Annotated in this window: 21 protein-coding genes; 14 read left to right on the forward strand and 7 right to left on the reverse strand. The window is 50.5% G+C overall.

Annotation, left to right across the window (positions count from 1 at the left end; genetic code table 11):
- Nucleotides 1–20: 20 nt before the first annotated feature.
- The 11 genes from IC230_RS15760 (at nt 21) to IC230_RS15810 (ending at nt 14,754) form a co-directional block, all read left to right on the forward strand.
- Nucleotides 21–1,541 carry a GH39 family glycosyl hydrolase gene (locus tag IC230_RS15760; RefSeq protein WP_191039998.1) on the forward strand — a complete coding sequence of 507 codons (1,521 nt, stop codon included), beginning with the start codon at nt 21–23 and terminating at the stop codon, nt 1,539–1,541.
- Nucleotides 1,542–1,569: 28 nt separating this feature from the next.
- Nucleotides 1,570–3,093 (forward strand): GH39 family glycosyl hydrolase, encoded by a 1,524-nt coding sequence (locus tag IC230_RS15765; protein ID WP_191039999.1) that lies wholly within the window; start codon nt 1,570–1,572, stop codon nt 3,091–3,093.
- Nucleotides 3,094–3,124: 31 nt separating this feature from the next.
- Nucleotides 3,125–4,756, forward strand: a complete 1,632-nt coding sequence (locus tag IC230_RS15770; RefSeq protein ID WP_191040000.1) for a glycoside hydrolase family 28 protein — start codon at nt 3,125–3,127, stop codon at nt 4,754–4,756.
- Nucleotides 4,757–4,773: 17 nt separating this feature from the next.
- On the forward strand, nt 4,774–6,285 hold the full coding sequence (locus IC230_RS15775; RefSeq protein WP_191040001.1) for a glycoside hydrolase family 28 protein: 1,512 nt from the start codon (nt 4,774–4,776) through the stop codon (nt 6,283–6,285).
- 1 nt (nt 6,286) lies between these two features.
- The gene (locus IC230_RS15780) at nt 6,287–7,990 is read left to right on the forward strand and encodes a sodium:solute symporter family protein (protein WP_191040002.1); all 1,704 of its coding nucleotides are present in this window, start codon (nt 6,287–6,289) and stop codon (nt 7,988–7,990) included.
- A 9-nt stretch (nt 7,991–7,999) separates the two neighbouring features.
- A complete protein-coding gene (locus IC230_RS15785) occupies nt 8,000–8,698 on the forward strand; it encodes an SDR family oxidoreductase (protein ID WP_191040003.1) in 699 nt (232 codons plus the stop codon).
- Nucleotides 8,699–8,700: 2 nt separating this feature from the next.
- Nucleotides 8,701–9,408 (forward strand): RraA family protein, encoded by a 708-nt coding sequence (locus tag IC230_RS15790; protein WP_191040004.1) that lies wholly within the window; start codon nt 8,701–8,703, stop codon nt 9,406–9,408.
- The gene (locus IC230_RS15795) at nt 9,408–11,474 is read left to right on the forward strand and encodes a heparinase II/III family protein (RefSeq protein ID WP_191040005.1); all 2,067 of its coding nucleotides are present in this window, start codon (nt 9,408–9,410) and stop codon (nt 11,472–11,474) included. Before IC230_RS15790 ends, IC230_RS15795 begins: the two co-directional genes overlap by 1 nt.
- Nucleotides 11,471–11,866 (forward strand): VOC family protein, encoded by a 396-nt coding sequence (locus IC230_RS15800; protein ID WP_191040006.1) that lies wholly within the window; start codon nt 11,471–11,473, stop codon nt 11,864–11,866. The genes IC230_RS15795 and IC230_RS15800 overlap by 4 nt, the downstream gene beginning before the upstream one ends.
- A gap of 105 nt (nt 11,867–11,971) precedes the next feature.
- Nucleotides 11,972–12,988 (forward strand): zinc-dependent alcohol dehydrogenase, encoded by a 1,017-nt coding sequence (locus IC230_RS15805; protein ID WP_191040007.1) that lies wholly within the window; start codon nt 11,972–11,974, stop codon nt 12,986–12,988.
- Nucleotides 12,989–13,440: 452 nt separating this feature from the next.
- Nucleotides 13,441–14,754, forward strand: coding sequence for an aminotransferase class V-fold PLP-dependent enzyme (locus IC230_RS15810; protein WP_191040008.1), 1,314 nt, complete (start codon nt 13,441–13,443; stop codon nt 14,752–14,754).
- A gap of 290 nt (nt 14,755–15,044) precedes the next feature.
- Here the strand turns inward: IC230_RS15810 and IC230_RS15815 are convergent, their stop codons facing one another.
- Entirely contained in the window at nt 15,045–16,751 is a 1,707-nt protein-coding gene (locus IC230_RS15815; protein ID WP_223860673.1) for a PQQ-dependent sugar dehydrogenase, read from the reverse strand.
- A 274-nt stretch (nt 16,752–17,025) separates the two neighbouring features.
- Here IC230_RS15815 and IC230_RS15820 point away from each other — a divergent pair, with 274 nt between their 5' ends.
- On the forward strand, nt 17,026–18,006 hold the full coding sequence (locus tag IC230_RS15820) for a Gfo/Idh/MocA family protein (RefSeq protein WP_191040010.1): 981 nt from the start codon (nt 17,026–17,028) through the stop codon (nt 18,004–18,006).
- A gap of 2 nt (nt 18,007–18,008) precedes the next feature.
- Here IC230_RS15820 and IC230_RS15825 read toward each other — a convergent pair whose 3' ends face one another.
- Complete coding sequence (locus IC230_RS15825; RefSeq protein ID WP_191040011.1) at nt 18,009–19,235, reverse strand: saccharopine dehydrogenase family protein; 1,227 nt, start codon at nt 19,233–19,235, stop codon at nt 18,009–18,011.
- Between the two features lie 122 nt (nt 19,236–19,357).
- On the opposite strand from IC230_RS15825, the gene IC230_RS15830 reads away from it, so the two are divergent.
- Both IC230_RS15830 and IC230_RS15835 read left to right on the forward strand, forming a co-directional pair.
- The gene (locus IC230_RS15830) at nt 19,358–19,693 is read left to right on the forward strand and encodes a PadR family transcriptional regulator (RefSeq protein WP_191040012.1); all 336 of its coding nucleotides are present in this window, start codon (nt 19,358–19,360) and stop codon (nt 19,691–19,693) included.
- On the forward strand, nt 19,690–22,359 hold the full coding sequence (locus tag IC230_RS15835) for an ABC transporter permease (protein WP_223860674.1): 2,670 nt from the start codon (nt 19,690–19,692) through the stop codon (nt 22,357–22,359). Before IC230_RS15830 ends, IC230_RS15835 begins: the two co-directional genes overlap by 4 nt.
- Here the strand turns inward: IC230_RS15835 and IC230_RS34655 are convergent, their stop codons facing one another.
- From IC230_RS34655 to IC230_RS15860, 5 genes are all read right to left on the reverse strand, one after another.
- The gene (locus IC230_RS34655; protein WP_191040013.1) at nt 22,360–22,878 is read right to left on the reverse strand and encodes a DUF6169 family protein; all 519 of its coding nucleotides are present in this window, start codon (nt 22,876–22,878) and stop codon (nt 22,360–22,362) included.
- A complete protein-coding gene (locus tag IC230_RS15845; protein ID WP_191040014.1) occupies nt 22,853–23,044 on the reverse strand; it encodes a hypothetical protein in 192 nt (63 codons plus the stop codon). Before IC230_RS15845 ends, IC230_RS34655 begins: the two co-directional genes overlap by 26 nt.
- Before the next feature lie 57 nt (nt 23,045–23,101).
- Nucleotides 23,102–24,175 carry a hypothetical protein gene (locus tag IC230_RS15850; RefSeq protein ID WP_191040015.1) on the reverse strand — a complete coding sequence of 358 codons (1,074 nt, stop codon included), beginning with the start codon at nt 24,173–24,175 and terminating at the stop codon, nt 23,102–23,104.
- Nucleotides 24,175–24,819 (reverse strand): ABC transporter ATP-binding protein, encoded by a 645-nt coding sequence (locus tag IC230_RS15855; RefSeq protein ID WP_191040016.1) that lies wholly within the window; start codon nt 24,817–24,819, stop codon nt 24,175–24,177. The genes IC230_RS15850 and IC230_RS15855 overlap by 1 nt, the downstream gene beginning before the upstream one ends.
- A 146-nt stretch (nt 24,820–24,965) precedes the next feature.
- Entirely contained in the window at nt 24,966–25,940 is a 975-nt protein-coding gene (locus IC230_RS15860) for a hypothetical protein (RefSeq protein WP_191040017.1), read from the reverse strand.
- Between the last annotated feature and the right edge of the window lie 53 nt (nt 25,941–25,993).

Here is a 25,993-nt window from a genome sequence, read left to right on the forward strand (position 1 = left end):
TGACAAAAGAAAAACAACGTATGGAAAACAACCGCCGTAATTTTTTAAAAACCCTGTCGGTACTCCCACTATCGACTTCGTTAACGGATCTAAAATCAGATTCAGTAAATCCTATCGGTCTTTTGGCTGACGGTCAAGCGGTTGCACCCTTGAAGAAAATTGGTAATGTTCGACTAAAAAAACCGACTGAAATCAAAAACTCACCCTTCGGCATTGGCTGCGAAACGCTGGATCGGGACTTGTGGAAACCAAAAGAGGTGTATCCTTGGGTTGATAGTTTGCCGATCAAATGGGGACGGCTGCAAACGGGTTGGGGGCGTGTGGAACGGGAGAAGGGCAAATACGATTGGGGGTGGCTGGACGAGAGCGTCGATGGGCTGGTGAGCCGGGGGGTAAAGCCGTTCTTCAATGTTAGCTATGGCAACACCAACTATATGGCCGGGGAAGTTGGCTATCATCCGCTGGATTCGCCTGAAGCGAACGAGGCCTGGAAACGCTACGTGACTGCCCTGACCAAACGCTATAAACATAAAATCAAGCATTACGAAATCTGGAACGAACCAAATCTGGCAGGCTTCTGGAGCCCCGACAAACCCAATCCCCAAAAGTATGTACAGTTGGTCCGGGAAACCGCGCCGATTATTCGAAAAAACTGTCCTGATGCCGTGATCGTGGGTGGGGTGGTTTCGCAAATGCCGACGTACTACATCCAGGAAATGTTGAAAGTCGGCCTCACTGATCTGATCGACATTTTTTCCTTCCATCCGTACACCACCATTCCGGAAGCCTACTCGGAGCGAACGGTGGCGTTGCGTAAACTACTTGACCAGCACAATCCGAAAATCAAAATCTGGCAGGGCGAGAATGGCTTCCCATCCGACCCTAACAGCACGGGCTATGGGGGCGAAGGTCCTTGGACAGAAACCATTCAGGCCAAGATCATGCTGCGCCGACTGCTGACGGACTGTTCCCTGGATATTGACATGACGCTGTGGTTCCTGATCGTCGATCTGCACGATTATCCGAAAGGATCGGGCAAGGTGAATTACAAAGGCATTTTGCGGCAAAAACCAGAAGTCAAGCCTAAAATTGCCTACAAAGCGTTGCAACATCTGGGCAGTCTGGTTCACGGCGACGTACGTACCCGCAGCTCAATTGTTCACGCGGTGGGGGGAAGTGAACCCGCTACGGAAAAAGAGTATCGTTTGTTTGGTAATGGCCTGAAAAAGAGTCTGGATGGCATTTGTTCAGCCGTTTTGAATACCGACAATGGGACCGTTTTTGCTTACTGGTCGGGAGCCAAAGCGGCCGACCAACCAGCCGCCAACACCATTCACGCGTTTTTCTGGGACTGGGAAGGCCGGGGTTTCAACGAACCGGTTCTGATCGATCCACTAACGGGCGATATTCGCGAACTAACGGATCACGAAAAGATATACGATAAAGACAAATGGCGGGTAGATGCCGAAGCGCAGGTATTTCGCCAGCTTCCGTTGCAGGATTACCCGATGCTGATCATGGAAAAAAGTAAAGTGATGTAACCGCCTTGTACTGAATCGAAACCAACTTATGGAAAACCACCGCCGTAACTTTTTAAAAACCCTATCGGTACTCCCGCTATCGGCCTCGCTCGATCAACTGGACACGAACGTACCGGAACTAATTGCTCCGCTACGTGTCGATTCATCGGCTGCACCGTTGAAGAAAATCGGTACTGTTCGATTAAAAAAACCGACTGAAATCAAAAGCTCGCCCTTCGGCATTGGCTGTGAAACGCTTGACCGGGACTTGTGGAAACCCAAAGAAGTCTATCCCTGGATCGATAATCTACCCGTCAAATGGGGCCGTTTGCAGACGGGTTGGGCGCGGGTGGAGCGCGAAAAGGGCAAGTACGACTGGGCCTGGTTAGACGAGAGCGTGGATGGACTGGTGAGTCGGGGTGTAAAGCCGTTTTTTAACGTCGGTTATGGCAACACGAACTATCAGGAAGGCGAAGTTGGCTTCTATCCATCAACGGCGAATCCGGTGGCTAATGCCGCCTGGCAGAAATTTGTGGTTGCTGTCGCCAAACGCTACAAAGGCAAGGTTCAGCATTATGAAATCTGGAACGAGCCGAACCTGTCGGGCTTCTGGAAACCGGATAAACCCGATCCTAAAAAATACGTACAGTTGGTACGGGAGACGGCTCCCTTGATCCGGAAAAATAACCCAAATGCAATCATCGTTGGGGGCGTGGTTTCGCGAATGCCGATCCTCTACATTCAGGAGTTGTTTAAAGAAGGATTAGCTGATTTGATCGACATTTTTTCCTTCCACCCGTACACGACGCTGCCCGAAGCCTACACCGAGCGAACTAAAGGTCTGCGGCAGCTTATTGATCGCTATAACCCAAAAATCAAAATCTGGCAAGGTGAAAACGGCTTCCCATCCCTTCCAAATAGCACGGGGTTTTCGGGCGAAGGTCCCTGGACAGAAACCATTCAGGCCAAAGTCATGCTACGTCGGTTGATCACCGATTGCTCGCTGAACTTGCCGATGACGTTGTGGTTTCTGATCGTCGATCTACACGATTATCCGAAAGGATCGGGTAACACGAATTACAAGGGTATTCTGCGGCAGAAACCGGAAATCAAACCCAAAATTGCCTATAAAGCGCTGCAACATTTGGGCAGTCTGGTGCATGGCGATGTGCATACCCGCAGTGCTACGGTCAATACGTTGTCGGGTAAGGAATCGGCGACAGAAAAAGAATATCAGGCGTTTGGCAACGGAACGAAAAAGAACCTGGAAGGCGTCTGTACCACTACACTGAACACCGATAACGGCCTCGTACTGGCCTACTGGTCCGACCAAAAAGCATCCGACAATCCACCGGCCGATAGTCTTAACCTATTCCTTTGGGACTGGGAAGCTCGTGGCTTTACGGAACCCGTTCTGGTCGATCCACTAACGGGCGAAATTCTCGAAATCCCGAATCAGGAGAAGATGTACGACAACGATAAGTGGCGAGTTGGTGCCGAAGCTCAGATTTTCCGTCAGCTTCCCTTGCACGACTACCCGATGCTGATCATGGAAAAAAGTAAAGTGGTGTGATTATTTAAGCCCTAAAATTAGCAAACCCATCATGTCACACGTAAAGCACTTCCTGTTCTGCTTGCTTCTTGCAACCAGCGTCTTCGCTCAGCAACCGTCTGGCGTGTGGGATGTGCTGGCGTATGGGGCCAAAGGGGATGGCAAAACAATGGATACCAAGGCCATTCAGACGGCTATCGACCAATGCCATGCAGCCGGGGGCGGTCGGGTGTATTTGCACAACGGGACGTTTCTGTCGGGGACAATCTACCTGAAAAGCAACGTAACGCTTTCCGTTGAAGCGGGCGCGACATTATTGGGTAGCCCGAAAGCAGCTGACTATCCCGACCAAACGTCGGAGTATCCAACGTACGATGAACATCCACTGACCAGCAAAGCCTTAGTCTACGCGGAAAACTGTCGGAACATCAGTATCGAAGGGCGGGGGACGATTGATGGACGCGGGGATATGCTAGACAATCGTGGTCCCAAGGATCCGTACATGCGGCCTTCTTTCAAATATCGCCCGCGCATCCTTCATATACGAGGCTGTGAGAATGTCCTGATCAAAGGCGTGACACTACAGAATTCGGCGTCCTGGGTGCAAACGTATCAGGGTTGTAAAAACATGGTTATTGACGGTATTACAGTCGACAGCCGCGAGAACAAAGATGTCGAGAATCCGAATCGCGAACACGCCGTTAAGCATCGCAATACGGACGGTATGGATTTAGTCGATTGCGAGGTCGTCCGCGTGAGCAACTGCTTCATTACGAGTGGCGACGACGGCATCTGTATCAAAAGTTTCTCGCCCGATAAAGTATGCCGGAATATTAACATCACCAATTGTCATGTCAGTTCCGGGGCTAGTGGTATCAAAATAGGTACTGAAACCGCTGGCCGATTCGAAGATATTGTAATTCAAAATTGCACCGTATTCGATACCTGGGGCGATGGGCTGGCGATTATGACTGTGGATGGCGCTCGAATAAAGCGGGTCACGATTTCAGACATTAGCCTGCGAAACATCAAACGCGCCGGGATTTTCGTCCGACTGAATACCCGAAACAAGAAGTATGGTACGAACACAACTACCAATAAACCGGCTTTACTGGATATACTTATTGCCAATCTTCAGGGGAGCCGACTGGCCGCTCTGGGCTGTTCGATAACGGGCCTAACTGACTATCCGGTCGAGAATGTGATCCTACGTAACCTAAACTTCGAGTTCGAAGGCGGCATCACCGATGTCAAACCCACTTCGGTACCCGAAAAAGCGGATGTCTACCCGGTCGGAACGATGTTCGGTGCTACGTTACCCGCGTATGGTTTTTATGTTCGGCACGTCCGAAACATCACCTTCGACCAGGTACAGTTGCGCTTCGTGAAAGAAGATCAACGTCCGGCGATGGTGTTTGACGATACCGAAGATTTGGAAATTCGGGGCTTTAAAGCGCAAAGTGTAGTACAAACTCCGGAACTGATCCGGCTGATAAACACCCGTAAAACCATTATTGCCGATTCACGGCCAACGGCGACTGTTGCCGCATTCCTGTCGGTTTACGGCGACAAATCATCGGCCATCACCTTAATCAATAACCAGTTGGGACAGTCCAAACAAACTTATTTTTTTGAAACGCCATCCCTAAAAGCATCCGTCAAAGAATCTGGAACGATCCAGTAATTGGTCAAATTATTACCATGAATAAGCTAGCCACCATTCTTTTTCTCTGCCTGGCGCTCACTACGGCCGGTTTTTGCCATAAACCCACCGGTGTATGGGATGCGTTTGCGTATGGGGCCAAAGGGGATGGCAAAACGATGGATACCCAGGCCATTCAGACGGCCATTGACCAATGCCATGCATCCGGGGGCGGTCGGGTGTATTTGCACAACGGGACGTTTCTATCGCGAACAATCTACCTAAAAAGCAACGTAACGCTCTTTGTCGAAGCAGGCACTACGCTGTTGGGGAGTGCCAACGTGAATGATTACCCAAGTACGGCCTCAAAATACCCGGCTTACGGAGGTGAATTGGTGACGGAGAAAATGTTCATCTACGCCGAAGACGCTCGCAACATTTCCATTGCCGGACGCGGAACGATCGACGGTCGGGGAGATGATTTCAACGGCCCTTATCTGTCCCCCTCGTTCAGTGGCCGCCCCCGAATTCTCCATTTTCGAAACTGCGAGAACGTGCAGGTTCGGGATATTACGTTACGTAACTCGGGATCGTGGGTGCAGTTTTACCAGTCGTGCCGGAACATGGTCATTGACGGAATTACAGTCGATAGCCGGGAAAATAAAGACATCGAGAAGTCCCGTCATGCTGATGCCAAAGGGCGCAACACCGATGGCATGGATCTGGTCGATTGTCAGATTGTTCGTGTGTCTAACTGCTTCATTAATAGTGGTGACGACGCCATTTGCCTGAAAAGTTTATCGCCTGGCGAAAGCTGCCGGGACATTACCATCACCAATTGCATCGTCAGTTCCAATGCGTCGGGTATCAAGATCGGTACCGAAACGAGTGGAGCGGTTGAAGACATTACCGTTCAAAATTGCACCGTATTTGATACGCGCGTCGATGCGATCAGTGTAATGACCGTGGACGGTGCCCGCATTGAACGGATCAACATCTCGAACATATCGGTTCGCAACGTGAAAGGCACCGCCATTTTCGTCCGGTTGGGTGCCCGAAACCGGACGTACCGAAAAAATACCAAAGCCAATACGGGCTTTTTAAAAGATGTTTTGATCGAGAATGTGCAGGGGACCCGGATTGGTGGCTATGGTTGTTCCATCACTGGAATTCCGGGCTTCCCCGTCGAAAATATAACCCTGAAGCAAATCCGACTCCGGTTTGATGGGAGTAACAAACCCTTGCTGAGCGACGACGATACCCGAAAACCCGTACCAATCGCTCCACCGCCTGCCAATCCGCTAGTTCCTGAAAAAATCGACGCTTATCCGCGTGGTGAAATGTTCGGTCGATTACCGGCTTATGGGTTTTACATCCGGCACGGCAAGAACATAGTGCTGGACAATCTGTCCCTCGATTATGCGGACGAAGAAAACCGTCCGGCCATTGTTGCAGATGATGTCGATGCCTTAGAAATCAATCAGTTAAAAGCGAAGCCCAGTCCGAATGTCCCGGCATTAGTGCAGCTTAAAAACGTTCGAAATTCACCTAACATGCCTAAATCAAACTAACGTGCAAACCCTACAACAACTAGACTACTGGGCCATTGCCATTTACATGCTCCTGATGGCGGGCATCGGGCTGTTCCTGGGCAAATTCGTCAAGAATATCGGCGATTATTTCAAAGGGGGGAACGCCATTCCGTGGGTGTCGGGAGCCATCAGCAACTTCATGACGAAGTTCAGTACGTTTATCTTCGTAGCCTACGCGGGGATTGCTTACCAGCATGGATTCGTGGCCCTGACGCTGATCTGGAGTACCGTTTTACCCGCCTTGCTGGGCGTGGCCATCTTTGCCAAACGCTGGCGCCGGGCGGGGATTATGACCCCCATGGAGTTTCTGGAGACCCGGTTCAATTCATCCGTTCGTCAGACGTTTTCCTGGATGGGCGTCCTCTTCAAAATTCTGGACAACATGGTTCGGTTGTACGCGCTGGGGCTGTTTGTGAAAGCCGCCACGGGCCTATCGCTGGAAAGCTCCATTCTGGCTTGCGGAATCATCGTTGCGTTGTACACCGTAGTCGGTGGATTGTGGGCGGTGGTCGTGACGGACGTAGTGCAGTTCATTATCCTCATCGTGGCCACGTTGATTCTGGTACCGCTAACGATTCAGGCGGCTGGTGGCTTACCCAGCATGATGGCCGCTATTCCCGATCATTTCACCTGGTTCAACGGGCCAAAAGGAATGCCGCTGTATCTGATGGTCTATTACCTGATGATTCTGGTCAAATACAGCGGCAATTGGACGTTTATTCAGCGGTTTTACAGCGTTCGCGATGAGCGTGCCAGTCAGAAACAAGGCTTATTGACGGCCGTCTTTTTCTTTCTGTTTCCCATTATTTTTCTGTTCCCATCCATTGCCGCAAAAGCCCTGATACCGAATCTCGAAAACCCGGAAATGGCCTATGTCAGTGTCTGCCTGAAACTGTTGCCCGAAGGGATTATGGGCCTGATGGTAGCCGCCATGTTTGCCGCTACCATGTCGGTGTTGAGTGGCGAATACAACGTAACGGCGGGCGTTCTGACGCGTGATATTTATCAGCGACTATTTAACCCCAAAGCGGCTGATAAAGAAATGCTTTGGGTGGGCCGGTTCATGACACTGGTGCTGGGGGCACTGGTCACGATAGGGGCGTTGTATGTAGGCGGCTTTGGTGGTGCCTTTGAAGCCAACAAATTGTTTACCGGGTTATTTGCCATTCCAATGACGTTGCCGCTGGTGCTGGGCATTGTCTTGAAACGACCGCAGCCCTGGGGCGCGTTTGCTACGTTGGTCGTCGGAATGGGACTTGGCCTGATTCTGAATACCATGCCTCAGGTATCCTGGGAGTGGGCAACCCTCATCGAAATCGTTTCCTGCGTGTTGGTGTTCCTGCTTTCGGGCGCGCTTTTATCCCCATCAGCGCTGTATCAGCAACGTGTCGAAGCCTTCTTTCGGCGCTTGCGCACGCCATTGACCGAAGCTGAGAAACCCGCCGAAAATCCGGTATTCATGCAGATTATGAATCGGTTATATGCCGTCGCGCTGGTTGTGACGGGGGCTTTATTCATTGTCATGAGCTTGCCGTCAATCGAAGAAACCAGCGGTCGGGTAGCACTAGGTGCCGGTTGTCTCTGTCTGGTGCTTTCTGCGTTGATGTGGTACCGCACCCGAAAAACGATCCTTGTTTCTGAACCCGTAGAACACCATAAAACGCAGCAAACCATAGAAAACTAAAATCACGCTATGAACAACCTTCAGGATAAAATTATTTTCGTAACCGGCGCGTCCAGTGGGATTGGTAAAGCTACTGCTCTGGCACTGCTCGAAGAGGGCGCTAACGTATTCGACTTCAGCCGAACCCATCAACTAACCGATGAAGTCAGCCACGAAAACCTGCGCTCGTTTCGGGGCGACGTTAGCCAGGAAGCCGATGTGCAGGCCGGATTTGCCGCTTGCGTAGCGGCCTTCGGAACGGTAGATGTACTGATCAACAACGCGGGTATTGGCCTGATAACACCGGACCTCTCGGTGGCGGAGCTGGATACGTTCGAGCAAATGATGAGCATCAATGTGCGGGGCGTTTTTCTGTGCAACCGGGAAGCGCTTAAGCTCATGAAACCCCGACAAACGGGTCATATCGTGACGGTTATCTCCATGGGTGGCCAACGCACAAACCCAACAGCGCCTGTTTACTGTGCCTCCAAATTTGGCGCACGTGGACTCAGCAGTGGTTTAGCCGATCAGGTTTTGAAAGAAGGCATCCGGGTGACGGATGTGAACCCAGGTCCAACCGATAGCAACTATTGGGGCGACCGAAAAGTGGCCCGTGAGAAGTTTCTGAAGGTTGAGGACGTAGCACGCGTCATTGTATTTGTACTCAACCAACCGGAATACATCATCATTCGGGAAATCAATTTTGACAACATGAAATTTCTGGCATAATAATGAAATCCAACGGAAAACACCATCCTGACGGCAAACAGCCTGTCCCTCCCTTCCCGATTCCGGTGTCGGAAATGCGGATGCGATACCTGCAACTTTTTACCGGAGCCATTAATGATGTACTTCGGTTTAACTACAATATGCATGCGTCCAGCCTGCCAGCTGCGTTTGCGCCACTCCGGGAGGAAATGAAAATGGCGGGCATGGCCTTCACGGTGAAAGGTGGCCCCGACATTACAACCGATGGCGAGTTTGAAATGCGGGCACAAATGCTGGAAGATCTGCACCAGGATTCGGTCGTTATCTGGGATTGTACGGGCGATACGGTTACCTCACAATGGGGCGAGGTGATGACGATGGCAGCACTCAAAGCGGGTTGTCGGGGAGCTCTTATTAACGGCATTCGGGATACGAAAGCTATTCTGACGCTGGATTTTCCGGTTTTCCATAAGTACAAAACCAGCACCGGAATGCTCGGCCGATTCCGTATGTATTATTACCAGAAACCCATCCAGATTGGTGAAGTGATTATACATCCCGGCGACTGGATTTTTGGAGACATTGACGGAGCCATTGCTATCCCGCAGGCCATCGCGTATGATGTATTGGTAGCTGCCGAAAAGATCGTGCACAAAGAAGAAGGCATCAAGGAAATGGTCGAAAGCGGGATGACGCCTACGGAGGTGGTCAAAAACGGCGGCTATTTCTGATGGAAGCCATTGCCACATCAAATCTATTTCTGACGGTTGCCGAAAAGAAAGCCATCCTATCGAGCCACGACCCAGTGATGATGAAATTCCGTCAGGCACTGCGGGCGCGGGTCATCGAGCGGCTATCGACACTGGGTGTACAGGTAGAAAACCCTGCTTTAGGGTGGTGGTATCCGTGTGCAGAACACTTGGCTGATGCTGCTATGCAGTACGCCCTCGAACCAACCGATGCACTGGCAACCTGGCTGCGGAATACAACGCTGGATATCGTCCGTTTACCAACCTCCGATTGGGTCGGACCGTGGTTTCGGGATCATGCTGAACCGTTCACTGGCCATCTGGAAACGGCCCATGTGTGCTGGGGTATTTCCGCCGTGTTGAGCCTGGCGGGTGATGTGTTTACCGACGAGGAAGGTGTGGAGGTACGAGAGTATCTGTACAAAAAAGGTGTGGTCTTATGTCGCCGTTGGCTGCTGAAAAATAGTCATTTGGGTAACTGGCGGGGCATTATGGCATCGGGAGCTGTTGTTGCATCGGCGGCTTTGGGCGACGAAGCACTAGTCGCTGAGTTTACGCCCGAAGTTGCTCGAATGGCTCAGGCTTTTCAGCCGGATGGTTCGTATGGTGAGTCGCTCCAGTATGGAAATTACCTGGCCAATGCCCTGATGCTGGCGTATGAATCGCTGATTCGGCAATACCCTGATCAGGCTCGGCAACTGGATATTAGTGCGTATGGGCGGGGTATGGCTTGGATGGCACAAAGTATGTTGTACCGTAAACCAATGGGCAATTCATGGGGCCAGGAACCACGAGCCAGAGCAGTCAACTTCAATGATTCGGCGGCTCTGTTCCGGCCTTCGGGTGATTTACTGCTTCATGTTGCGGCTCGGTATGACGATTCCATACAAGCCGGACTTGCCCGCTGGTTATTTCAGGAATACTACGAACCTGTGCCAACGCAGGGCCCACATGATCTGGCTACGTTTGGCATGCTGAATGACTGGGGGTTTCTGACGTTGCCGTTACTGACAAGGGCCTGTAAACCCATTTCGCCAGAAGCCGCTACGTTGCCCTTGACAGTTGCGTTTTCGAATGGAAATACGTTCGTGCGTGACGGTTGGGATGGAAAATCAATACTGGCCATTCAGGGTGGCAATAACGATGGTGTATATGCGCCTGGCCACTTACAGGGCGATTTAAACAGCTTTATGCTGGCCTACAATCAGGAGCGATTGCTGGTAGATCCTGGCCATAGTTGCTACCGAAACCTGATTCACGGATTGGAAAGCGCCACCCAGACGCATAACACCTGCACATTTCTGATAGAGCAGGATATGCTGGGTTTACAGGAAGACCTGGCAAAAATCAAACTGCTGGAGCAGAAAAACGTACTATCCCGACGACTTATTCACGCCGATGGAACCATGGGCTCACCCGTTGAGCGGGGAGGGCGATTGGAAGCTGTTCAGCGGGTGGATGAAATCTCGCTGGTTGTTTCGGAAGTGGGCCATTCCTATGGCTATCCCATTCAGGAATTTGCCCGGTGCTGGATTCATATTGGGGCGCACGTCACACTGGTGATCGATCGGATTCAGGCCAGCGAGCCCGTGCGGACAGTCTGGAACTGGCTGATTAACAACCGGGATGGTAAATCAATCAGTCAAATTCAGGGCAATACGCTCACGATACGTCGCCATCAGGCCGGATTAAAACTATGGCATTTCGGAGAAGCAGCCTTGGCTGGACCCGTGTACGCGTATCTGCACGATGCCTATCATCCCGAACCCGATCAGCCAGGGGAGGGTAGACCCGGCAGTGGATTACTGTTTCGCCATACAGATGCTAAAAATTCGATGACTATCAGTCGTTTACATTTGATCGTGGCGGATGATGTAGTGCATATTGATGACTGGAAGGCCACACACAAAGAGCAGGCATTGGCAATCAGCAAGCCGGGTATCAACATTCAACTAACGGGTACTTACGATGACAAGCTATCGATCAAGCTGGAAACTGGTGGAATAACCTACCTAATCACGGATTGCAATCTAACAACCAAATCATGACCGACTCTTTGTTTCTGGGCGTAGATCACCCTGCCGTAGCTGCCGACGATGTGGAAACATTGGCTGATTGGTATTGCCGCGTGCTGGGGTATCAACGATGGTTTCGCCATGAAAAACCCGTCTGGATGTTACGGGCACCCGATCAAACTCTGTTAGAAATCATGCCTAGAGACCAAACCGCTCGTCCTGAGCGTACAACCTGGACACCCGGCTGGTCGCATGTGGCGTTACGGGTAGCTGACATTGAGAAAGCCATTGCTCATTTAGATGAGCAATGCATTGTCTGGGGTGGCGAGTTGACCAATGCCATTGGCGGAGGTCGCGTCCGGAACTTCTTCGATCCTGAAGGCAACATGCTTCAGATTCTCGAACGAGGTTCGCTAACCCATTAAATCGCCCGGTTCGCATTGCCTCAAATTGGCAACCCACTGCCCTTTTACTATTCACTAATTCATCGCACCGGCGACCCGGTCAATCGTTCATTCGCTCTTTAAACTATGAAAGCAGCCTATTATACCGGAAATCAGCAATTTGAATTAAAGGAAGCTACCCCAGAAACACTCCATCCGGGTATGGTCCGGTTGAAAGTTGCGTACTGTGGCGTCTGTGGAACCGACGTACATATTTATCACGGCAAAATGGATCAGCGAGTGCGTATGCCGCAGGTGATTGGCCATGAGGTTTCGGGGGAAATTGCCGAAATCGGAGAGGGTGTCACGGGCTGGAAAGTTGGTGATCGGGTGGCGGTTCGGCCGTTGCAGCCGGGTGCCGAAGACCCATCCGATAATGGCCAGCAGCATATTGGCAAAAATCTAAAATTTATTGGTATCGATACCTCAGGTGGCATGCAAACCTACTGGAACGTACCTGCGTATACACTTCATCGTTTACCGGAAAATATGCCGCTGGAGCTAGGCGCGTTGACCGAACCACTGGCCGTAGCCTGTCATGATGTTCGGTTAAGTCGCTTGCAACCCGGCGAACATGCGGTTGTGATTGGTGGAGGACCCATTGGGGTATTGATTGCGCTCGTTGCCCGACACAAAGGTGCCAGTGTGCTGATCTCTGAGCCGAATCAAACTCGGCTGGCGCTGTGTCAAACACTAGATCTGCCAGCCGTAAATCCAATGGCGACCGATTTGGTAAACGAGGTAGAAGCTTTTACCAATGGGGCTATGGCCGATGTGGTTTTCGAAGTATCCGGTGTAGCTGCGGGCGTTCAGGCGATGACGCAGTTGGCGAGGGCACGGGGTCGAATTGTTATGGTTGCCATTCACAGTGAGCCTAAACCGGTCGATTTATTCCGCTTTTTCTGGCGGGAACTGCAACTCATTGGTACGCGTGTGTACGAACCAGAAGATTTCGACGAAGCTATCAGACTGGCAGCTTCCGGTAAACTTCCGCTCGATCAGCTTATCACACAAATTTCTCCCCTGGAAGATATTCAAGCAGTTTTTGAGACCATCGACAATAACCCGGCGGGTATGAAATATTTGCTTCAATGCACTACCTAGAGAAAAAGCTTTTAAACCAGATAGATAAGCGTATTAGCCTATGGCTTAACCTGATATGAGCTGACCGTATAGCTGATCCTGGGATTAGGTTTGTAGCTAGTCTTATTTTTAGCTCATTGGGACGTTTTTTGAACCACCGGTGATTAACGTGACTTTCATAAGTTGCTGTGTTGAACTATTGACCAGCACAATAGACGGTAAACCTACACCGGGACACGTAGCCAAATCACAGATCATGGTAGGCAAAAAAAGAAGCTGGTTTAGATGTAAGGGTGATCGACTTCTCGCTACAACGAATGGTATTCTAAAGAGAAGATTATTTTGCGTTTCCTTGATTTTTCTTCCAATACATAACGCCTGTGCATAAAATGCAGGCTAATCGATTGGTTTATAAGTGAAAACGCGTAGTTTTACCGTACGTCCATTGCTCATCCTCGCGTACCTAAACGATCATGTCTACTCGCAGAACCTTCTTTCGCCAAAGCGCAGCCGCAGCAACCGGTGCCCTGACACTTCCCTCGTTTCTTCCTGAAACATTCGCCAGTCCTATTGCGACCGCTGATGCTAAACTGAAATCGGCTGCTCAGTGGGCGCAGGATGAGGATTTTTGGTCGTGGGTGAAATCAGAATATACCGTATCGCCCAACCTGCTGAACTTGAACAACGGGGGCGTTTGTCCTCAGCCAAAGGTCGTGCAGGACGCGCACATTCGGTTTTATCAATACTGCAACGAAGCGCCATCGTATTACATGTGGCGCATTCTGGATCAGGGACGCGAATCGTTACGTAGTAAACTGGCCGATCTGGCAGGCTGCTCGGCTGAAGAACTCGCCATTAATCGCAATGCAACCGAAGGATTAAACACGGTTATTTTTGGCCTGAATCTGAAAGCGGGGGATGAGGTTGTGCTGACCAGGCAGGATTATCCGAACATGCTCAACGCCTGGAAACAACGCGAAAAGCGGGATGGGGTTAAACTGGTGTATCTGAATCTGGAACTGCCCAGCGAAAACGAAGATGCGCTGGTTCAGCAGTACGTGAAGGCGTTTACGCCAAAAACAAAAGTTGTGCACATCACCCATATGATCAACTGGATCGGGCAGGTGATGCCGGTACGTAAAATTGCTGACGAAGCCCACAAACGCGGTATTGAAGTCATTGCCGATGGCGCTCACTCATTCGCGCTGTTCGATTTCAAAATCCCTGATCTCGGCGCCGATTATTACGCGACCAGCCTGCACAAATGGCTTTGCGCACCGTTCGGCAGCGGCATGCTCTACATTAAGCAAAACAAGATACGTAACGTCTGGGCGCTGCTCTCCAATAACGAACCCGACGGACCCGACATTCGCAAATTTGAGAGTCTGGGTACACGTTCGTTTGCCTCCGAAATGGCGATTGGTACGGCCATCGATTTTCATAACAGCATCGGCTCGGCGCGTAAGTTCGCCCGGGCGCATTATCTCAAAAACTATTGGATGGAACGGGTCAAAGACTTGCCAGGCGTAAAAATCCATACGTCGTTTAAACCCGACTATGCCGGAGCCGTTGGCCTGTTTTCCATCGACGGTATGAAACCCGGCGAAATCGACGGCCAATTGCTCAATACGTATAAAATTCACACGGTCGGCATCGACTGGGAAAACATTCATGGTGTACGCGTAACGCCACATGTGTATCACTCGCCCAAAGACCTGGACCGACTCGTAACGGCCATTACGGCCATGTCGGAAAAACAGGCCGTAGCCAGCAAGAAGAAAAGCTGATCGTCTAAAAACTTGAAGGACAGTTAAGTTTTGATCCCGTAGGGATCGCATGTTTATAGCAGTTTTCTAGATATCTATAGCATGCCGTAGGTATGCCACCATCGTTGTTGCATACCTACGGCATGCAGGACTAAAGCGAGTCCATTTTTTCTATAAACATGCGATCCCTACGGGATCAGAATTAAAAGGTAGGGCAACAACGAAACTTAACAGCCCTGTTCTTTGATTCAGCGTCAGCCTTGACCCCCCAGAATTTCCCTTCAGGGTGTGCGACAGTTTCATAGGAAAATCTACTCCGCCGTACAACCCGTTATCTTGTAGATTTTACCGTCGGTTTTGGTGTACAGATAAAAGTCGCCGTTGGGGCCGACGCCAAAGCGGAGATCGGTTTTCGGATGGTTCGTCAGCTGCTGGAAGGTGGTCGGTTTACCAGCAATGCGAAGGGTTAATTCCTGTGGGGTTGCCTGTTGACCTGCCCGTAACGTACTGGCATCTACGCAGTAAACCCGCCCGTTCACGACATCGCCGAAGATGTACTTACCTCGTAGCAACGGAGCCGCCGAACCCGTATAGACAAAACCCGCCGAGATAGCATTGCCTTCATCGTGATCGTACTGCACAACCGGATACGTATACCCCGAATCGTTAGTGGGGCGGGCATAAACCCGATCCATTTGCCCCTGGTGATTCATCACGAACGTTCCTTCGCGCTCAGGCCAGCCGTAGTCGGCTCCGGCTACGCCAACGTTTAATTCTTCCATCTGAGCCTGCCCGATATCGGATATGATCATCGTGCCGTCGGGCGTCCACGTTATCCGGTTTGGATTCCGAAAACCCCGGCAAAAAACTTCCCGAAGCGTGCCTGGATCGGTGGCATTAGCGTAGGGATTATTGGCTGGAATACCGTAACGGCCATTTTCACTGTTCTTACCTGCCGGGTCAATACGTAGCACTTTTCCCCAAACCCGATTCGGATCTTTACAGAGGAAATACGCTTTGTTTTCGGTTGAACCGCCGTCGCCAACGCCAATGTATAAGTTTCCATAGTCAGGACTACCTGGTTTCGCCGTCGGATTGAACGTAATCTCCTGCACGCCATGCATGGGAGCGACCATGTTGATCCGTAGTAATTCGCGACCGCTCCCGGAAAAGGTTGGCGCAGCGGGGTTGGTCTGTTTCCACTCGGTCAGCACCCACTGGAGTGATACCCGAAGCGAATCGGCGTACGCAAAATCAGCGGGGGCGGTATTCGCCTTTTCGGTATGGGTCGTGTAGAATAGCCCATTCTGCTGAAAGTCAGGGTGAAATGCATAGCTACCCAAGCCCGTGCCGAGCCCCGGTGTGTTGATGAAGTTAGGCCGCTCGCCGGGCATTGACATAAAAACACGTAGTGAATTGCCCACCATTTCGTAGAGCGTACCCCGTATGTCCTGCAAAAACAGGCGATTGTTCGAGCCGGGCATTCCCTCCATTTTGTTGATACGGGCCAGCGGGATTTTCTGGGCAGTGGCCGGGGCCGTCATCACTTCGGTGAGGTCGACTCGTAGACCCGCCGGCAGAATACCGGCCGCAATCGGATTCTTCTGTGGAGGCCCTAGGCGTTCATCCGTAACGCCGATCGCCTTTCGTTGCTGGGAGTAAATATACGCCAGTAGTGCATCCAGGTCCGTGTTTTTCAGATGCTCGAACGAAGGCATGGCCTGTTTGTATTCGTCAAACAACTGATTTGCCCGGATATCGCCACGGTCAATCGCATCGGGGGCATTATGAATAAAGTCTTTGATCCACTGAGCCGGTACATCAGACGTTACCGTAGCCAGATTAGGGCCTATTCCTTTCTGGGAGAAGTTATGACAGGCTGAGCAATTTTGCTGAAACAGTTGCTTCCCGACGGCAATTGTCTGACTATTGGTTGAGTAGGCCGTTTGGGATGATTGAGCAAGTGCATCCTCCTGGAATAGACATAGGCCTACAAGCCAACCGATTAGATAAGTCATTCGGCGGGGAATGAGGGCTACAAAAACAGTAAACGATGAGGGTTGAGAGAAAACGAACGTATCACTTGCCATAGAAAAACGACTGACTGCGATGATTCAATAACGTGTAAATCTGATGATAAAAGAGCTATTGACAGGAAGTTACCTATCCAACGCAGAGAATTGTCGCGCTGAGCGGAATACGTTTAGCGAGGAGTATGGTTATACACAGTTGGTTTTGCGCTTTCTAAAAGAGTACAGCCCTGAATGCTTTGGGTAGTAAATCGCAATCTTTATGGATCAAATAAACTGGGGGATTATTGGTTGCGGAGACGTAACGGAAGTGAAAAGTGGTCCGGCATTTAACAAAGTACCGCATTCGCGATTAGTAGCCGTTATGCGCCGGGATGCCGAAAAAGCTGCTGATTACGCCAAACGGCATAATGTACCGAAGTGGTACACCGATGCGGATGCGCTGATCAATGATCCGAATATTAACGCCATCTACGTAGCAACACCGCCCGATTCCCACGAGGATTATGCCATCCGGGCGATGCGGGCGGGAAAACCCGTATACGTAGAGAAACCGATGGCACGTAACTCGGCTGAATGCGACGCCATGAATCAGGTGAGTCGGGAAACGGGTATGCCTTTGTTCGTTGCGTTTTATCGGCGGGCGCTTCCGTATTTTCTGAAAATAAAAGAGCTGGTTGAACATAAAGTGATTGGTGATGTTCGCTACGTTCAGATTCAGTTGAACTGGCAGCCAGCGGACAGAGAATTGGGCAAAGCACCCGAACCGAACTGGCGAGTCTCTCCCGCCATATCGGGAGGAGGACTTTTGCATGATTTAGCTTCTCATCAGTTCGATTTTCTGGAATACGTATTCGGTCCCATTAAAACCGCCAGCGGTATCGCCCGGAATCAGGCAGGTTTATATGAAGCCGACGACATCGTTGCCGCTACGTTCGAATTTGAATCCGGCGTATTAGGAACGGGCAACTGGTGCTGGACCGTGAACAAAGAACAACGTATCGAAGAAACGCAGTTTATCGGCTCCAAAGGGAAAATTTCCTTCTCGTATTTCGAAAAATACCACATTACGGTAGAAACCGAAGCAGGCGTCGAAGAACACAACGTCCCCTTTCCAGAGCACGTACAGCAACCTCTGATTGAACAGATTGTGAATGAACTTCGAGGCAATGGAAAATCGCCAAGTACGGGCGAAACGGGCGCGCGGGCGAATCAACTTATCGACTGGATAACGGCGAAATAACACTAGCCCACTACGTCGAACGTCAATCCAGCAAAGCTTTGTAAACGCTCGATTAACCGGTGGCCAAATAGCACGGCAGGTGTATAAAAACCACCTGGCTTATCCGTTTTTGCTATATCCTGAGCTAAGCATAAGCCAGCCTGGGAAATCATTTTCGCGGTAGAGCCATAACCCGGATCGCGGTCGCCCGAAACGCGTACGGTCAGGCTTTGTCCCGATTCGGTTTGTCCATACACCTCGTGTACAAAATAACCGGTACGTTGCGCTTCCGGACTGGGACCTTCACCGGGTTTCGGTAAGAACAGGTGTATAAACCCCCGGATCGGCGGAATGGCAACGGCTACCATAAACCCACCCGTTGCCATCGTAACAGCGGCTGCGCCCATGAAACCCAGCGGCCCTTTGCCCGTACGCACGGCCTCATTGTACGTAAAGTTTTTGTGGTAGTGCAACAGCGCATTGGACCGCTGAACTACGCGTTCGTTTACGGCCGCCATGACAAACGGGGCCACCCATGCCTTCGCATCAGTATCGTAGACCACCGACATAATGGGTTTCTGTTTAGGCCGAACATACTCAACGGGTGGGCAAATGGAGTAGGGGTTAGCGAGTTCCTTCCGTAACGTAGCGTCGCCAGAGGCTTTTTTCACCAAATTTAACATGCTGGCAATCGTGCCACCCGATACACCCCCTTTGGCGGCTTTCACGCGCATTTTCACCGTTGAACAATACTGTCCGAAGCGTTCTTTCGCCTGCTGTTGTAGAAAATAAACGCCCATATCAGACGGAATGGAATCGTAGCCGCAACTGTGCACGATACGCGCCCCGGTTTGCTGGGCAGTCGCTTCATATTTTTCGATCATGCGCTTTATCCAGGGGGCTTCGCCGGTCAGGTCGCAATAATCGGTGCCGGTTTCCGCGCAGGCTTTTATTAGTGGTTCCCCATACAAAGCGTACGGGCCAACTGTAGACATGACTACTTTCGTTTTCGTACACAGGTTCCTGAGTGCGTCTGCCGATTGCGCATCCGCTACGACGATTGGCAACGGATCAGCCGACTTGCCCAACGTAGTACGCAACGCCAGAAGCTTACTTTCTGACCGACCCGCAATGGCCCAGTTTACAGGACCGTCAACACCGTACTGGTCAAACAGATAGCGGGTAATAATCTGGCCCACAAAACTGGTGGCGCCAAAGACAACAATATCGAACGCAGGGGAAGTAGGCATACAGTGAACTATAACAACGCTAACCGAAAAAATATTTTACATACAAGTACTGAATTAATAAAAGCAATTTTACATACATTTGGTGAATTAATAGATTCTGAACTGCAACAACGCATAAACCTATGAAAGGGACCAACCTGGGGGAATTTGAAGAACTGGTGTTGCTGACCATTGCCGCACTGGTGAACGACGCGTATAGCGTAGCCGTTTGCGACGAACTGGAAAAACACACCGGGCGAGCCGCCAAACTAGGTGTCGTGCATGCCGTGCTGAATCGGCTGGAAGAGAAGGGACTGGTGAAAAGCAGAATGGGCGAATCGACCAGTGCGCGGGGAGGAAAACGTAAGCGCTATTACGAGGTAACCCACGCCGGGAAAGTAGCGCTGACCAAAGCCAAAGAAGTGCGCGAATCACTCTGGAATATCATTCCCGGATTCAATCTGGAAGGCTCGCTATGAACCGATTTGACAGCCAGAATGATCGATTCGAAAACCAACCCGACGTACCGCAACCACCCCGCTGGGCGCAGCGTTTGCTATGTTGGTATTGTCGGCCCGACTTGCTCGAAGATTTGCAGGGCGACCTGAATGAGTATTTTGAGCGTAACGTAAAAGCCAAAGGAGCCAGACGTGCCCGACTGATTTACTGCCTCGATGCCCTGAAGTTTTTCAGACCGTACACCGTTCGTAAACCCGATTTCATAAACCTTTTCATTCACTGGATCATGATTGGCAGCTACCTCAAAACGTCCCGACGCAGTCTGGTACGTAACAAACTCTTTTCCTTCATCAACATCTTCGGGCTGGCCGTGAGCATGTCGGTTGGTTTACTGGTCATTGCCTTTGTTTCTGACCTGCGTTCCTACGACGATTTCCACGAGAAGAAAGATCGGACTTACCGCGTCATCACTACGTATCAAACGCCGGAACAACCCAGCATGGATCTGGCGTCGACATCGGTGAAAGTGGGTAAAAAAATTCGGGAAGCTGTTACGGGAGTGGAGGACGTAGCGATTCTGCGGAATGGCTTTGGCGGAGATGCAACGGTTGGCGAGACCAACGTACCGCTAGACGGGTTATGGGCGGATGCCTCTTTTTTCAAGGTCTTCACCTTCCCCTTGCTGGAAGGCGATCCGGCCACAGCTCTGAAAGAACCGTACTCGCTGGTACTGACCGAAAAAACGGCGAAGAAACTCTTTGGCGACGTTGATCCGCTGGGGAAATCGGTCCGAATGGATACGCTGACGTATAAAGTGACGGGCTTACTGAAAGACGTTCCTAAGCTATCCCATCTTCAGTTTGAGGCTCTTGCTTCGTTTTCAACAACGGATGCGCAATTTGCCAGAAAAGACCCCAATTTTTACAACTGGGACAATATCTGGCAGAATTACGTGTACCTTGTGTTACCGAAAAACGGTGATCCGCAGGTTGTGCAGACTACGCTGGATAAGCTGAATAAACAGGAAAATACCCAGCTGGCGAGTAAAAAGATTTCCATTTCAGCATCGCTTCAACCGCTTAAAACGATTGCATTAGGGAGACGGATGGACAATCCCATTGGTCCTACCATGACGCCGATTGTCGTATGGGTTTTGAGCGGTCTTGCCTTTGTCATTATTCTGTCGGCCTGTTTCAATTACACCAATCTTTCCATTGCCCGGTCCCTTCGTCGTTCGCGGGAGGTGGGCATTCGTAAAATTATCGGTGCCTTGAAAAGTCACGTACTGGGGCAGTTTATGGCTGAATCGGTGATCATTTCCCTGCTGGCGCTCGTGTTCTCCTTTGCTCTGTTTCTATTTTTGCGAACGGAATTCCTCAGTCTCAGCCCATTTATTGAACGGGTAGTTTCCCTTCAGCTTTCCGTTCAGCTTATTTTCTACTTTATTGGACTTGCTACGTTGGTGGGGCTGGCCGCGGGTTTTCTGCCTGCCTTATTCCTGGCCCGGATTAACCCGGTCCAGGTGCTGAAAGACGTATCAGGACTAAAACTGTTCCGGCACATCACCATGCGCAAGGTCTTGATTGTCATGCAGTATACGTTTTCGCTGATCTTTATCGCCACGACACTCATTAGTTATAAGCAGTACCGTGGGTTTCTGACGCTCGACCTGGGTTTTAAGACCGAGAACATCCTGAATATCCGGTTGCAGGGTAACAAAGGAGACGTATTGGCGAAAGAATTGGCCGAAATTCCAACCGTACGCGAAATGTCTAAATCGATGATGATTACCAGTTTGGGGAGTATTCATGGTACGTCGATGAAGTATAAAAATCCGCAGGACTCAGCGATGGTCTGGCTCAACCTTGTCGATGAGCATTATCTGCCCGTTCATCAGCATAAGATGGTTGCCGGTACCAATTTTACGCTACGTCCCAAAAAAGGCGAGGAAAGCGAAATCATTGTCAATGAGCAGGTGCTGAAACGCTTCAGCATTGCCAGACGGAATCCGCTGAAAGCCCTTGGCGAACAAGTAGTTGTCGATAAAAAGAACCTTACAATTGTCGGGGTGCTCAAAGACTTTCATTACGGAACCGTGGAGAAAAAAATTGAACCCGTGATGTTCCGCTATTCTGCCGATGAACCCGGCGGGTTTCTCAACGTGAAGATCAGCGCTACCGATCTGCCAGCCACAATGGAACGTATCGAGACAGCCTGGCAGAAGGTTGATAAAGTGCATCCATTAGATGCTAAATTCTATGATGACCAGATTGAGGAAGCATACAGTCAGTTTTCGGTCATGATCAAGGTCATTGGCTTCATTACGTTCCTGGCCATTTGTATTGCATCGCTGGGTTTATTCGGCATGGTGGTCTTTACCACCGAAACCCGGTTAAAGGAAATTAGTATCCGAAAAGTGCTGGGCGCCAGCGAACGTAGTTTGGTGTACCAGTTAAGCAAAGGATTTCTGGCCCTGCTTGTGGTCGCTACGCTGGTGGCGCTTCCAGCAACGTATTTCTTCTTCGACGGCGTTGTTCTGACCAACTTCGCCTACCATCAGCCGATTGGTTTAGGAGAATTATTGACCAGCGTTCTGATCATTATGCTGCTGGCCTTTGTACTGATTGGCTCCCAAACCCTAAAAGCCGCCCGAAAGAATCCGGCGAACGTATTGAAAAGTGAGTAATTACTTCGGGTCGTTGTAACCGTTGGCGACGCGCTGAAACTCGGTAATGATGTCGTGAATGTGTGGGTTATACAGGCTGGTAATGAGGGTGATGTAATACGCCTGTCCGTCAGTCAGATCGTGAATCATATAATCGAAGCGGACCATTGTTCCCGGATTGTAAGTCTGAAACCAACTGGCAAATTTGCGTTCCCGAGACTTTTGTCGCCCGTCGGATGAGTCGCAGATGTAAATGGTGATTGCCAGGCTAGTGCGGGTATAGAAATCCCGGATGATTGCGGCAAGGGTGGCCGGAACGACAAGATCCAATGGCGGTTGTTTCCCTGTTGGATTATCGACCAGGTCGATTACTAATTCGTAAACATCTTTATGAAAAGCCCACTCCTCACTAATAATGTACGGAGTGGGCTTGAATCGAACCAGGTAGGCTATACCCGTTGAAGTTGTAAATGCGTAAATATTGTCATTACCCCCTTCGAAGCGAAAAGGATAATTAGTTGGTGGATTCGTTGGTTCCACTCAGCTTCCTGAGTTCGGCGATCGTTTCCTGCAAATGGGGATCGTTTTTATAGCGTTCGGCAGCAGTTTTTCGCTCCTCTTCTTTCTCGGCGACCATCCGCTTGACACCCTTGAGGAAACGTTCATACGCTTCCCGATCTTTGGTTGTTGGCTGTTGCGTTTCCATCGTTGTCGTAATTAATGCTCATCGAAGATACAATTTTTTTGCCAGAAAAGTTGATCATCACGTTAGGCTGCGTGTGGTAAACGACCTATACCAGCATCCAACGGCTCCCAGCCAACCCAACACTAACCACGCCCCAACGGGTAAGCCGAACATAATCGTAAGTAAGCCAATGACGAAAGCGGCTATGACGCCCGTGAGCCAACCTTCGGGCATCACATCATATTTATAGGCGAGGCTGTGCATCAGCATGATCCAGCCCCAGCCCGTTAACCAGAGCCAGACAACATAATCAAGCCGAATTTCAGCTGGGCAATTACGGATCAGAATCAACAGTTCGGGGAGCCAGAGTAGGCCATACGTTACTACGTATCGGCCAAAACGCTGTAACCATGATAAGGGCAGGTTTTGCAGGAATAGCAAATACTGTCGCTCAAAAGCGCTGACTTGTCCACCTACCTGCGAATGTCCCAGAACGGCCAGCAGCAGACCGATGAGCAGTAAGCGCTGGTCGTAGTCGTCAGTAGGGTAGAGCCGACAGACGCCTGCCAGCAGCAAGCCCGAAAAGGCTTTTGTCAGTACGAATGAGAGAGGTTCGTGCCGGAGCCAATACGTTGGGAAAAAGAGTTCGTATGGTAATTTGAACGTAAAGTTTGGTAATCGGAACGTATCGGGGCTGGGGTGGCGAAGTCGATGGTCGTTCATGGCAGCGCCCACGCCAACCAGGATCATTACGTAAATAACAATCGCACTCAGCGAATCCCATTTCTGGTAGGTTGTGGCAATCTGAACCATCCAGCCTGCATACGCAATGATGGGAAACAACAACGCTATTTGTATCGCCAGCCACAGCACGTAGCGTGTTACATTCGGTACGAGCCAGAAGGATTGAAGAAACAAATGCTCGGGTGCGCTTAACGCCTGCCGGACGAACGAGGTGGTTTTTAGCAAATACAAACCCCACAAAACAAACACAATCGCCAATAGAAACGGCGAACCGAGGGCCGCGGTAATCAGCGCTTTGTGTTCACGGGCGCTTAGAAAACCAAACGCCAACAGAACAATGACCAGAAACGTACCGGCGTTTCTGGCGTAGAATGGTCCGACGAAAATTCGATTCAGAAACGTCAACATCAGACTTGTTCGGTTACGGCTGTAATGACGCCCTCGCCAACTTGCCAGGTGCCCGTCAGATCAAGGCCCGTCAGGCTGATGTCCTGATGTGAGGTGAGCAGAAACGATACGTTCTGTTCGGCGCGGAGTTGCCGAATGTAATCGAACAGACGGGCGGCTGTCGCTATGTCTAATGTCGTCAAGGGTTCGTCCAGCAGCACGAGTTGGGGCGTTCCGAGTAAGGCCAGCAGCAGGGATAATTTCTTGAGCATACCGCTTGAGAACGTACCGGTTGTCTGCGTCCAGAATTTATTTACGCCCAGTGTTTCCAGTAACGTATCAACTTGACCCGCCGGTGATTGCTTGGCCTTTCCAACAAAGCCGACCAGATCGCGGGGTGTCAGAAACGAAGGATAAAGGGGTTCGGCTTCCGCGTAGTTTACGCGCATCCGGTACGCTACCGGGTCGCGGTTGATTTCGAACTGATTATCCAGAAGAATCTCTCCCGAAAAGGGTAACAAACCCGCTACGGTACGGAAAAAAGTAGTTTTACCGGAGCCATTGCCTCCCCGAAAGTAGTGGATACCCGACGGCAGGTGCAGTGCCGGTACGGTCAGTACGGTACGACCGTTATAAGCTTTGGTCAGGTTTGATACGGTGAGCAAGGAGTGTGGGTTGTATGTGAAGTTTGTGGTTTGAGGTACCTACGGGCTTCAGCCCGTATTTAGCCTGGAATAACTTACGGGCTGAAGCCCGTAGGTATCTCATGCCACAAACTTCAGCCTATGATCTGTAAACTACAAACCGCTCATCACTTAACGGGGGCTGCGGGCTGTTTTTGCTGCCTGCTGCCAATTGTTGAGCGGAGCAATAGGATCGAGATGAACAAAAAAAACACCGGGATAACAATCTTCAGGTAATCAGGGGGGTAATCGACCGACATAAAATCGTTGACGGATGCCTCGTAATAGGCCTTCAGCGTATCCTTTGGCTTTAGCGTCTCATACTCATCTTCACTGATCGGAATGACGCGTTCCTGCTGCTGATACTGGATGGTTGCTTCGTAGGTATATAAAGGTGAATGATTGTTTCTCCCCGAGCTATTTCCGACGGCTCGTCGATGCGTATCCAGCACCTGAACGGCGACCTCATGCCCGTTCGCTTTCAGATGCTGGTAATACTGAAAATACTGATACGTATCGTATGTAAAGAAAATAGCGGCAAGCAGGAGTTCAACGGTAAGAACGAGCCGGGCAATGTCCTGAAGAAATCCGAGCGGGACAATCGTCACGATAACCCCTGTCAGTAAAAAGAACGAAACGGAAGTAAGCAGTAAACAGAAGAACAACAGCTTATTTTCACCCGTGAACGAACGAACCGTCGACCACTCGACCAGGCGCGATTTTCGGTTCGACTGATCGTAACGAACCTCATTACGGGGTTGCCTGAACGCATCGTAGGTCGGGTGGTAAAGCAAGTGAACCCGATCGCCTGATCCTACATAGCCCGAATCCATAACGAACCGGGTTGTATAGGCTTTGCCCCGATACTGGAACGTCAGATACGTGCTGTTGCCTAGTATATCCCGCCAGGATCGCTGCTTTTGTTCCCCCTTGTCGACAAGTACGGAAATGCGCTGGCCTTCCAGCATAAACTGCTTCTGTAGCCTTGCGTCCTGATAGTATTCCCAAAATCCCCAGGTAATCACGCACAGGATCGCTGTAATAATCAGCGACATAACAAAACTATAGATGCGGCCTAACGAACTGAGCAATTGCTTGAGCATCCCTAAAAGTCCGCTGGTCAATAGTGGCGGATACGCTAAAAATAAACGATTTG

The sequence above is a fragment of the Spirosoma validum genome (assembly GCF_014699035.1).
GTDB classification, from domain to species: Bacteria; Bacteroidota; Bacteroidia; order Cytophagales; family Spirosomataceae; genus Spirosoma; species Spirosoma validum.